Source organism: Acidobacteriota bacterium, assembly GCA_016184105.1.
Lineage (GTDB): Bacteria > Acidobacteriota > Vicinamibacteria > Vicinamibacterales > 2-12-FULL-66-21 > JACPDI01.
Window position 1 is genome coordinate 51,563 of the sequence record JACPDI010000009.1, and the last position, 10,895, is coordinate 62,457.

A 10,895-nucleotide genomic window follows, 5' to 3' on the forward strand; every position below is an offset into this window, starting at 1 on the left:
CCGCTGCTGATGGGTCCACGGCGGCTCGAAGCGATGGATAGGCAGGGGATCGACCTCGAGATCCTCAGCATCAATCCGTTCTGGTACCGCGCCGATCGCGATCTCGCGCGCAAGCTGATCACGACACAGAACGAAAAGCTCGCGCAGCTCTGCGCGGCGCATCCCGGCCGGTTCGCCGCGCTCGCCGCCGTGGCGCTGCAGCATCCCGACCTTGCGGCCGAGCAGCTTCAGCAGGCCATGAAGGCATTCGGTCTCGGCGGCGCCTCGGTCCCGGCTGAAGGGCAACGGCGTTCTGGGCAACGTGATCGGCAACCCCCTGGAGACCACCATCGCGCTCTCTCACCTGATCTTCGAAGGGACGCTGGACCGGTTTCCGGGCCTGAAGATTTGCGCGGCGCACGGCGGGGGGTACCTCCCAGGAACACGTCCTCGGCACGCCGGGCCTCAGCGCCGACGACCGCCGCGCGATTCTCGGCGGCAACGCCGCGCGCCTGCTGAACCTGGCGCCGTAAGCCGGCGCTCGTCTACGTGAAGTCGGCGAAGTACGGAATCGCGCGGAGCGCCAGGGCGAGGACGATCAGCAGGAGGGCCGGGATCGCGAACCACGCGAACGCCGGGGCGTTGCGGATCGCTATCGTGTTGGTCAGCTTTCCGCGTTCCAGCTTGTCGATGGCTGCCGAGGCCGCCTGCAGCTGGTCGGCGGTGGCCGCGTCGTAATACTGCCCCCCGTAGCTTCGAACCGTGCTGACGAGCCGACGGACGGTGTCGGTCCCGCGCAGGTTCGCCTCGAGGTCGATCCCGATGACGTGCGTGCGGATTTCCGTCGCAGCGGCATCCGCCAGCGCGGAGATCGGATCGCGCCCGTAGTTGTGCACGCCGTCGGTGAACACCAGCGTCACCTTGCCTACCCGCCGGTCGGTGGACTGCCGCCACAGCAGGTAGTTCGCCAGCCCGATGCCGTCCCCGATCGCCGTCAGCCCTTCACCCTGCAGGATCTGATCGTCAATCATGTTCACGTAATGCATCAAGGAGTTGTGATCGAACGTGAGCGGGCTGACGATGTAGGCGTTCTCGGAAAAGACGACCAGGCCGATGCGATCGTCGTGTCGTGCGGCGATGAAGGTGCGCAGCGCGCGCCTGGTGACCTCCAGGCGCGTGCGTCCGGTCCTCGCGGCGGCGGCGGCGACGCCGGCGGCGGCAGGCGTGCCTCCGACCGGCCCCCACGCGGGGGCGCCCGCGGCGCGCTCGGCGCGCATGACCTCGTGGATGCTGTTCGAGAGGTCCAGGACCAGCACGATGTCGAGTCCCTGCGACTTGACCTGCGCGTGCGACAGCGGCACGACGGGGTCGGCGAGCCCCGCGAGGACGAGCGCGAAGGCCAGGGCGAGAAGCACGGAAGGAAGCCGGCGGACGGGTGACGCCCATGCGTCCGCTTCACGCAGCCAGGCGGTGGCGGTGAAGGCGACGAACCGCCGGCGCCGAACGAGGCGGCAGGCGAGCGCCAGCAACGCCGCTGCCGGGAGCAGCCAGAGCACTTCCGGCTGGAGGACGCTGATGCCGCTCATCGGCGGAAGGAGATCGACGGCATGAACCGCTTCAGCCCGCGCGAGGGGAGCAACTGCGCGGTGCTGGCGAGCGCCTCCTCGAGCTGATCGCTGGTCGGCACGCCGGCGGGCGGCGCGTAGCGGGCACGCTCGCAGTCGCCGAGCAGCGCGGCCAGCGCGTCCACCGGGACGCCGCGGGCGTGGCCGTTCAGCCGGGGAATGAGTTCGGCAGCCGTCAGCGATTCCACGGGCATTCCCGTGAGACCGGCGAGGTGCCGCCGCAGCGCCGCGTCGAGCCGGCCGTACGCCTCGCGGCGCTGGGCGGCCTGGGAGAAGTCGAGAGTCCGCAGGTCGTCGAGCGTGCGCTGCGTCAGCGGCGTCGCGTGGCGCGGCCTGCGCGCACGGCGCGGCCGGTAACGCCAGGCCAGCGAGAGCACCAGGAGCGCGACGGGCGCGGCGGAGACCAGCGCCAGGCCGGCGCCCGCCGGGCGCGCCCACCCCAGGGCCCGCGGCAGATCGGCTGGCGTGCGCTCGTCGCGAATGCCAAAGCGGGGCAACGAATCAGGAATCGTGCTGCGGCGGGCGATCTGCGCGCCACGCGCGCTCGTTTCCCCTGCTGGCGCCGCGTCCTGCAGGCGCAGCCCCGGCCGGCGCATGTAATAGCGCACGGGCAGGTGATCGATCTGCACGCTCTCCGATTCCACTTCGTAGGTCGCCAGCTCGTAATCGAAGCGGTAGGCCACGCCGCCCGAGTCGAGCGCGGTTCGGCGGCTCGTCGCGGAGACCAGCTCGAGCCCCGTGAGTTTCAGCCGCTCCTTCGCGAGGTCGTCGGTCAGGATATCGACGCCTGGCGCACACGTGACGTCGACGGTGAACGTCACGCGATCGCCGACCCAGACGGCCGTGCGGCTGGCCCGCGTGCGTATCTCCACGGGAGGCGGCGCCTCGCGCGGTGCCGGCCGAGCCGACCTGACTTCCCCGACGGCGCCGACCGAGCGATTCGGCGCCTGCGCGCGCGCGTCTGCACCGGCGCCGGCCAGCAGGCCGGCCACCAGCGCCAGCGCGCGCCAGCCGAGTGGAGCGAACACGAAGGGGGCGGTGTTCTTCATCTGCGACATCCGGTCACGCGCGCTTCCGCGCCGCGAACAGCTCCATCAGCGGCCCGATGGCCGTGCGATCCGAGCGCACGAAGGTGTGCTCGACGGGGATCCGGTAAAACGTCCTGACGAGCGCATCGCGGCGTGACTGCACGACGGCCGCATACCGGCGCCGCAGCCCGTCGTCCAGGCCGACGCGCAGCTCCGCGCCGGACTCGACGTCCCGCAGCCGCACCGTCCCGCTTCCGGCTGGCAGCGCCGTCTCCACCGGATCTTCGACGACCACGGCGACGACATCGTGTTTCGCCGTCATGACTTTCAGATCGGACGATGCGGCCAGGTCGTCGTCGAGCATGAAATCCGAGACGAGGAAAACGACGCTCATCCGCTTCAGGTGCCGCACCAGGTGCCGAATCGCGGGCACCGCGGAGGTGCGCCCCACGGGGGACTCGATCGCCCACAGCTCTTCCAGGATCTGCCAGGCGCGATGGCGGGCGCGGCTCGGCGGGCTGTACCGCAGCACCCGGTCCGAGAACGCCAGGAAGCCCACGTTGATCTGATCGGCGAGCGCCGAGAAGACCAGGCAGGCGGCGATGAAGATCATCTGCTCCTTCTTCGAGCGGTCGGCGCCGCCGTAGGCCATGCTGCGCGAGAGGTCGACCCCGATGATGGTGTTCAGCTCCCGCTCGGCGTGGGTCTCCCTGACGAAGGGCATGTTGAGCCGCGCCGTCACGTTCCAGTCGATCCGCCGCACGTCATCGCCCGCGCGGTACGGCCGGTGCTCGTCGAAGTCGAAGCCGCTGCCGCGCAGCCGGCTGGTGTACGCCCCCGCGCGCACGTTGCGCATCTTCCTGGCGGTCGCGATCTCGACGTACCGCAGCTCGCGGACGAGGTGTTCGGGCAGCATCAGGGAATCGGCACCGCGTCCAGGATCTCGCGCAGGATCGCGTCCGCGTCGATCGCTTCCGCCTCCGCGCGCACGCTCCGCGTCACGCGGTGGCGCGCGGCGTCCGGGAAGATGTCCTTCACGTCGTCGGGCAGCACGAAGTCCCGGCCGTGCAGGAACGCGGTCACCCGGGCGAGCGCGAGCACGTGCTGGTAGGAGCGGGGCGAGATGCCCAGCAGCAGCAGCTCGCGCAGATGCGCGAGACCGACGGTCTCCGGCGCCCTCGTCGCCCGGCCGATCCGGACGATGTACTCCATGAGTCGATCGTCGATGTACACGCTCTCGCGGATGAGGGCGCGGATGTGGCTGACGTCGGCGGGCGTGAGCCGGCGGGGGAAGTCGAGATGCTGGAAGTTCTGGTGCAGCATCCGGATCTCGTCGGCCTCCCTCGGGTAGCCCACGCGCAACATCATGGAGAAGCGATCGAGCTGCGCCTCCGGCAGCGTGTAGACCCCCTCCTGCTCGACCGGATTCTGCGTGGCGAGCACCCAGAACGGGTCGGCGAGGTGATAGGTCGTGTCCGCCAGCGTGACCTGCCGCTCCTGCATCGCTTCGAGCAGCGCGCTCTGCGTCTTCGGCGTGGCGCGGTTGATCTCGTCCGCGAGGAGGATGTTGGTGAAGATCGGCCCCTTCTCGACGCGGAAGCTGCCGGTGGACACTTCCCAGATGCGCGTGCCCAGGATGTCGGCGGGCAGCATGTCCGGCGTGAGCTGGATGCGCTGGAACTGGGCGGACACGGCGTGCGCGAGCGTGGTGACGGTCAGGGTCTTCGCCACGCCCGGGACCCCTTCGAGCAGCACGTGGCCGCAGCCCGTCCGCACGGCGCCGCCCGAGAAGGAATACGGAATCGCGGCGAACAGCGCCGTGAGCAGGCGGCGGACCAGCACCTCCTGCCCGACGACGATCCGATCGATCTCCCGCTCGATCTCCGCGATGAGATCGAGCACGCCGTCCGGCGTGTGGACGTGCGCGGCGGCGGCGCTGGCGGCGGTCACAGGTGTCGGGAATTGGCTCACAGGATCAGCAGCAGCACCAGGGTGCAGAAAGCGCCGGCCGCAAGCGCCAGTCGGTACGCGCTGCGGTACTCGGCCGTGGTTGTCCATCCGACTTGCCGGCGTTCCTGGTCGACGGCGTCGCGCATCGCGCCGGCCAGCTCCGCCCCGGTCACGGATCGGTAATAGCGTCCGCCGGTGCGGGCCGCGATATCCGCCAGCGTGGACTCGCTGAAGCGCGTCGTCACGGTCTTGCCGCTCTCGTCGGTCAGGAACGCGCGCTGCGCGCCCGGCGCGCCAATCGGGATCGGCACGTCGGCCGGCGATCCGATGCCGATCGTGTGCACCCGCGTGCGCTCCGCCTGCAGGCGCATCAGGCTGGTCTGCAGCCGCTGGCCGTGGTCTTCGCCATCCGACAGCACGATGAAGACCTTCGTGCTCGGGAGCGTGTCCTTGCGGGCCAGGTCGCGCGCGGCGGCCAGCGCGGCCCCGATATCGGTGTCGAACTGCGGCTGGTAGTCGTCCTGGCTCCAGTCCAGGTAAAACGAGATTGCGCTGGCGTCACGCGTGAACTGCGACAGCACCACCGATGTGCCGGCGAAGCCGACGAGCGCGACGCGGTCGACCCCTTCCGGCCGTTCGTCGATGAACGTCTTGATCTCGTGGACCGCGCGGGCGAATCTGGACGGCCGCACGTCTTCCGCGCGCATGGAGGCGGAGCGATCGAGGATCAGGATCAGGTCCTGCCTCGAGAACTCCGGCATCCTGACCTCCAGCAGAACCTGCGGCTGCATCAGGGCCAGCACGAGGAAGCCGATGGCGCCGAGCGACGCGAGCAGCACCAGCACGTCCCGCCGCCACCCGGTCAGCCGGGACAGCGCGGCGGTGCGCGCGCCCATCTCGAACTGCCGGCGAAACCGCCGGCGGGCCGCCATGAACAGAAACCAGAACGCGAAGGCGAGCGGCGCAACCAGGAGCCACTGCGCCATGTCCGGAGCCAGGAAGCGCATGAGCGGCGGTGCCTCGACTAGCCGGTACGTCGCGTCGGCCGCTCCTGCGCATCGCGTTCGGGGCGCAGGAACTTGCGGAGTTCAGGGGGAGCGAGCCTGGGCTCCTTGCGCATCTGCGTGAGCAGGCGGCGCGTCAGCTCGTAATTGAATTTGGAATCCCAGTCCTCGGGGTTGGCCTCGAGCGCCTGGCGGAACTCCTCTTCGGCGCGGCGGAACCAGCCCAGGCGCGTGTCGGGGTTCTTGTGTTCGGCGAGCGCCTTCTGGAAGAACGCGCACCCGGTCCAGAAGTGCGACTCGAAGGTGGGTGCACCGGCTTCGGCCTTCTCGATCAGCTCGTCGTGCTCGCTGCGCTGGTACAGCAGCCGCAACTGGTTCGCCTGGATGGTCTCGCCAACGGCGCGGAACACCTGCGCGCTCATCGGCGTCCGGCCGACGCGCGCCTCGCCGGCGCGATAGTACGTCAGCGCCGCGTCGGCGTCTCCCCGATCGCGGGCGCTCTGCGCGTCAAGCGCCGGCTGCAGCCACGCGGCTGCGCCCAGCAGGATGACGCCGGCGAGCAGTGCCAGCACCATCACGAACCACAGCGTCGCGCTTCGGAGCAATCTGGTCATCACAGTGACGCGGCACGGGCCACGGCGCATCCTCGCAGTGCACGAACACGTTGTCAAGGTGCCAAAGTGGCGAGCACAAAGACGATACGATTCGGAGACATCCGTTTACAAGAAATGACAGCGCCGGCCGATGGCGCCCGCTAACATCGGACGACAGTCCGCTCATGGCGCCGGCTCACTGGACACTGCGTGGAACGCGTTCGTTGCCTCGTCGGCTCGCCTGCGCCGTCTGCGCGCTGGCCGCGCTCGCCGTTCCTGCGCACGGCGCCGCCGACGACATCGACTACGCGGCGATCCGGGCCACGAAGCGCGTCACCGCGCTTCGGATCGAACAACCGATCGTCATTGACGGCGTGCTCGGCGAGGCGGAGTGGGAACGCGCCGACGTGGCGCGCGACTTCATCCAGCAGCAGCCGAGCGAGGGGGAGCCGACGACCGAACCCAGCGAGGTCCGGTTCCTGTACGACGCGGACATGCTGTACGTCGGCGGCACGTTCCACGACACGCATCCTGACGGCGGCATCACCAACGAGCTGACGCGCGACTTTTCCGGTCGCGACGGCGACCTGATCACGCTGGTGCTCGACACGTTTCGCGACCAGCGCAACTCTTTCAACTTCATGATCAATCCGGCGGGCGCCCTGCGCGACAGCCAGTCCTACGACGACGGCCGGCAGAACAACGCGGATTGGGACGGCATCTGGTACGTGAAGACCGCGCGCTTCGCCGGCGGATGGACCATGGAGATGGCCATTCCGTTCAAGACCCTGCGGTTCTCCGACGGCGAGGAGCAGACCTGGGGCCTCAACATCTTCCGGCTGATCCGGCGGAAGAACGAGATTACGCTGTGGGCGCCGGTGCCGCGCCAGTTCACGCAGTTCAAGGTCTCCTACGCGGGCGTGCTCACCGGCATCCAGCACGTGCAGCCCGGCCGGAACCTCAGGATCAAGCCGTTCGTGACGGCCCAGGCGTCACGCCGTCGGTCGGGCGCGCGGCTCTGGGACGGCGACGCCGGCCTCGATCTCAAATACGGGCTGGGTACCGCGCTGACGCTCGATCTGACCTCCCGTACCGATTTCTCCCAGGTGGAAGCCGACGACCAGCAGATCAACCTGACGCGCTTCAGCCTCTTTCTCCCGGAGAAGCGTGAGTTCTTCCTCGAGAACCAGGGGAGCTTCCGGATCGGGGACATCGACACCGCCGCCGGCGCTCGCGGCGCGCCGCTCCTGCCGTTCTTCAGCCGGCGCATCGGCGTCGGCGACAACGGCTCGCTCGTGCCGATCGTGGGGGGCGCGCGGTTGAGCGGCAAGCAGGGGCGCTACAACCTCGGATTCCTGAACCTTCAGACCGACGCCGAGGGCGAGCGCCCGGGCGACAACTTCACCGCGGCCCGTGTCAGCCGCGACCTCGGTCTCAACTCGTCGGTGTCCGCGTTCTACTTCGGGCGTCAATCGGACGGCACCGATCCGTTCAACCGCATCGCCGGCGCCGATGTGCACCTCAACTTCCGCCGGACCGTCGACGTGGACGGGTTCCTGCTCCGCAGCGCATCGCCCGGCGAGGGGCCCGGCCTCGCTGGACGGGGGGCGCTGAACATCAAGGAGGACAAGTACACCGGGCATCTCTCGTACACCTCGGTGGCTCCCAGCTTCCGCAACGACCTCGGGTTCACCCCGCGGCGCGACATCGGGCTCACCAGCTGGGAGTTCGAGTGGAACTTCCGGCGCCGCACGGCACGCGCCCCGGTGCGGGTGTTCACGCTCGGCACCGAGGGAGACGCGGTCAGCAATCACGGGCAGGACGACCTCCTGAGCCGCGTGTCGCGCATCGACACGTCGGCGGAGTTCGCCGACGGCGGGCGCCTCGGCGTCGACTTCGACTGGAACTACGAGCTCCTGACCGAGCCGTTCGAGATCAATCGCGGCGTGAGCATTCCTCCCGGCATCTATTACTTCCGTCAGGTCATCCCGAGCTACTCCTCCGACAAGAGCCGATGGCTGTCGGGGAACGTGAAGTACACAGGCGGGCAGTTCTGGTCAGGGACGATTCGGGGGCTCGATACGGGAATCCGCCTGCGCGCCAGCGAGAAGTTCGCCGCCACGGCGAGCTACGCGCGGAACGCCGTCACGCTGCGCGAGGGCACCTTCACGACGGAGCTTCTGCGACTCCGGTTGAACTACTCGTTCTCCACGTCGATGTTCCTCAACGGCTTCATCCAGTACAACAGCATCGCGCGCACCTGGACGACCAACATCCGCTACCGTTACACGTACCGGCCGCTCAGCGACGTCTTCATCGTGTGGAACGAGACGCGCGGTCCGGACGGCAGCCCCCAACGGGCGCTGATCGTCAAGTACACGCTGACGCTGGCGTTCTGACCTCGCCGCCGCCCGCCCGCGCCGCTCGCGCGCAAGTGTGATCCACCGACCAAACTGTAAGCGGCCGCGGACCTCAACCATTCTCAACACCCGCTGATTCGCGCGCAAAATACCACGCCTCGTGCCCGCGGCGACCGAACGCGCACGGGTACTTCGCTTGCCCTTCGGAAGGGCGACGCGCCGCTCTGCTTCTCGAGCGCGTCACTCAACTCATTTTTCGCTCTGGAGAACCCATGAATCCCAGAACCGCCGCGGGCGTGCGCAGCCGCGCGTTTGTCCTTCTTCTCTGTCTTGTTCTGCCGCTGAAAGCCCGGGCGGCGCAGTTGTACGTTCCCGCGGGCGCCTCGATCCAGGCGGCTGCCGACATCGCCCTGCCGGGCGATGAAATCGTCCTCGAAGCGGGTGCGACCTACTCCGAGTCGATCACGCTGAGAGACAAGGGAGACGGCGCGCCAATCACCATCCGATCCAGCGCGCCGCTGCCAGACCGCCGCATTGCTCCGGGCGACCGCGCGCTGCTGCCCAGCGTGGGCTCGACCTCGAGCCTCCCGGCAGTGTCAATCACAGGGCGGAACTGGCGGCTCGTCGGCATCGCCTTCCGCGCGAACACCAACGGCGACGGCGACGTGATCAGCGTCACCGGCTCGGCCGCGAACACCGTGCTCGACCGGCTGCTCATCGAAGGCGGCGCGTCGGGACAGAAACGCGGCGTCGCGATGAACGCGGGCGCGATCACCGTCATGCGGTGCTACATCGCCAACATCTGGCGGAGCGGGCAGGACTCGCAGGCGCTTGCGGCCTGGAACGGGCCCGGCCCTTTCACCATCACGGACAACTTCCTCGAGGCCGCGAGCGAGAACGTCCTGTTTGGCGGTGCGGACTCGTCCAGCCCGGACCGGATGCCGGCCGACATCCTCGTCGAGGGGAACCACCTCACAAAGAACCTGGCCTGGAAGGGCACGACGGGGAAGGGAGTCAAGAACCTGTTCGAGCTGAAGGCCGCGCGGCGGGTCACGGTTCGCAACAACCGCATGGAGCACAACTGGGTCGACGGGCAGTCCGGATGGGCCATCGTCGTCACGCCCCGCAACCAGGATGGGCGCGCCTCCTGGAGCGCCGTCGAGGATGTGCTCTTCGAACGTAACGTCGTGAGCGACACGCCGCACGGGATCAATATCAGCGGCTATGACAACGAGCGGTACTCGTCTCAGGCGCGGCGGCTGACGTTCCGCAACAATCTGTTCACCCGGCTTGCGGGCACCTTCCTCCAGGCAGGCGCGGAAGTCGGCGAGCTGGCGCTCGACCACAACACGGTGGCGAATGGCGGGACGCTGATGAAGTTCTACCGCGGGACGATCCGGAACGCCGACGGCACGTCACGGTCCGGCGCGTACGCGATCGGAAACCTCGTGCTGCTCAATTCGCTCATGCAACACGGCGCGTACGGGATCTGGGGAGAGTCGTCCGGAATCGGAACCCCGGCGCTCACGTACCACACCCTGACGTACGACGTGCGACGCAACGTGATCGCCGGCGAGCAGGGTTGGGAGTACAGCTATCCGCCCGACACGGCGCAGCCCGCGCTGGCCGTCCACCAGGCCCAGTTCAACCCGGACTACACCCTCGTCGACGGCAGCTCGTATCGCGGCGCCGCGCTCGACGGTCTTGACCTGGGACGCGTGTTCGCCACGAGCGTGCTGCCATCGCCGCCGCCCCCGCCGCCCGCGAACGTGCCTCCGGTCGCGTCGTTCACCGTCAGCTGCGCCGACCTGACCTGCGCCTTCAAGGATGCCAGCACCGACGCGGATGGCGGAATGACGGGCCTGGCATGGAGCTTCGGCGACGGGAGCACGTCGAGCGCGCAGAACCCGCAACACGTTTACGCGCAGGGCGGGACGTACTCCGTCACCCTGACGGTGACCGATACAGCCGGCGCAACGGCATCGACGAGCCAGGTCGTCACCGTCACGCCGCCCAACACGCCGCCGGCCGCCTCGTTTACCGCCAGCTGCAGGTTCCAGGCGTGCACGTTCAGCGACACGAGTACAGATGATGCCGGCGTAACCGGATGGCAGTGGACGTTCGGCGACGGTGCAACAGCCGCGACGAAGGACGCGAGCCATACGTACGCCCAGGCAGGTGAGTACCTGATCACGCTCGTGGTGCAGGATGTGGGAGGTCTCACCAGCACATCCAGCATGGTCTTGCGCGTGAAGGCACGGAAGGCCGGGTCTGCCACGCGGCAGACGAAGCCGTAGCGCTCGTCCACGACACGGCGGAGGGACGGTCGTCGATGCGCCAGCTCGATGCCCTCCGC

Annotated in this window: 8 protein-coding genes and 1 pseudogene; 3 read left to right on the forward strand and 6 right to left on the reverse strand. The window is 68.7% G+C overall.

Annotated elements, in window-relative coordinates:
* The first annotated feature begins 292 nt into the window (after window positions 1-292).
* Window positions 293-532, forward strand: a pseudogene (locus HYU53_02655) (amidohydrolase family protein).
* Here HYU53_02655 and HYU53_02660 read toward each other — a convergent pair.
* Genes HYU53_02660 through HYU53_02685 form a run of 6 tightly spaced genes read right to left on the reverse strand, consistent with a single transcriptional unit; the run spans window position 525 to window position 6,200 of the window.
* Window positions 525-1,565 (reverse strand): VWA domain-containing protein, encoded by a 1,041-nt coding sequence (locus HYU53_02660; protein MBI2220089.1) that lies wholly within the window; start codon window positions 1,563-1,565, stop codon window positions 525-527. The pseudogene HYU53_02655 and the gene HYU53_02660 overlap by 8 nt on opposite strands.
* Window positions 1,562-2,653: a hypothetical protein gene (locus HYU53_02665; GenBank protein ID MBI2220090.1), complete on the reverse strand. Its 1,092-nt coding sequence runs from the start codon at window positions 2,651-2,653 to the stop codon at window positions 1,562-1,564. Before HYU53_02665 ends, HYU53_02660 begins: the two co-directional genes overlap by 4 nt.
* 13 nt (window positions 2,654-2,666) lie before the next feature.
* Window positions 2,667-3,548, reverse strand: a complete 882-nt coding sequence (locus HYU53_02670) for a DUF58 domain-containing protein (protein ID MBI2220091.1) — start codon at window positions 3,546-3,548, stop codon at window positions 2,667-2,669.
* Window positions 3,548-4,690, reverse strand: coding sequence for an AAA family ATPase (locus HYU53_02675; GenBank protein ID MBI2220092.1), 1,143 nt, complete (start codon window positions 4,688-4,690; stop codon window positions 3,548-3,550). The genes HYU53_02670 and HYU53_02675 overlap by 1 nt, the downstream gene beginning before the upstream one ends.
* Window positions 4,600-5,568 carry a VWA domain-containing protein gene (locus HYU53_02680; GenBank protein MBI2220093.1) on the reverse strand — a complete coding sequence of 323 codons (969 nt, stop codon included), beginning with the start codon at window positions 5,566-5,568 and terminating at the stop codon, window positions 4,600-4,602. The genes HYU53_02675 and HYU53_02680 overlap by 91 nt, the downstream gene beginning before the upstream one ends.
* A 38-nt stretch (window positions 5,569-5,606) precedes the next feature.
* Window positions 5,607-6,200, reverse strand: a complete 594-nt coding sequence (locus HYU53_02685; protein ID MBI2220094.1) for a hypothetical protein — start codon at window positions 6,198-6,200, stop codon at window positions 5,607-5,609.
* A 203-nt stretch (window positions 6,201-6,403) separates the two neighbouring features.
* Between HYU53_02685 and HYU53_02690 the strand changes: the two genes are divergently transcribed.
* A complete protein-coding gene (locus tag HYU53_02690) occupies window positions 6,404-8,578 on the forward strand; it encodes a carbohydrate binding family 9 domain-containing protein (GenBank protein MBI2220095.1) in 2,175 nt (724 codons plus the stop codon).
* A gap of 233 nt (window positions 8,579-8,811) precedes the next feature.
* Window positions 8,812-10,836 (forward strand): PKD domain-containing protein, encoded by a 2,025-nt coding sequence (locus tag HYU53_02695; GenBank protein ID MBI2220096.1) that lies wholly within the window; start codon window positions 8,812-8,814, stop codon window positions 10,834-10,836.
* Window positions 10,837-10,895: the final 59 nt, after the last annotated feature.

Bases quoted from the DNA above. Each gene is read 5' to 3' on its own strand.
- HYU53_02660 (MBI2220089.1), bottom strand. From the start codon at position 1,565: ATGAGCGGCATCAGCGTCCTCCAGCCGGAAGTGCTCTGGCTGCTCCCG.
- HYU53_02665 (MBI2220090.1), bottom strand. From the start codon at position 2,653: ATGAAGAACACCGCCCCCTTCGTGTTCGCTCCACTCGGCTGGCGCGCG.
- HYU53_02670 (MBI2220091.1), bottom strand. From the start codon at position 3,548: ATGCTGCCCGAACACCTCGTCCGCGAGCTGCGGTACGTCGAGATCGCG.
- HYU53_02675 (MBI2220092.1), bottom strand. From the start codon at position 4,690: ATGGACAACCACGGCCGAGTACCGCAGCGCGTACCGACTGGCGCTTGC.
- HYU53_02680 (MBI2220093.1), bottom strand. From the start codon at position 5,568: ATGGCGCAGTGGCTCCTGGTTGCGCCGCTCGCCTTCGCGTTCTGGTTT.
- HYU53_02685 (MBI2220094.1), bottom strand. From the start codon at position 6,200: ATGACCAGATTGCTCCGAAGCGCGACGCTGTGGTTCGTGATGGTGCTG.
- HYU53_02695 (MBI2220096.1), top strand. From the start codon at position 8,812: ATGAATCCCAGAACCGCCGCGGGCGTGCGCAGCCGCGCGTTTGTCCTT.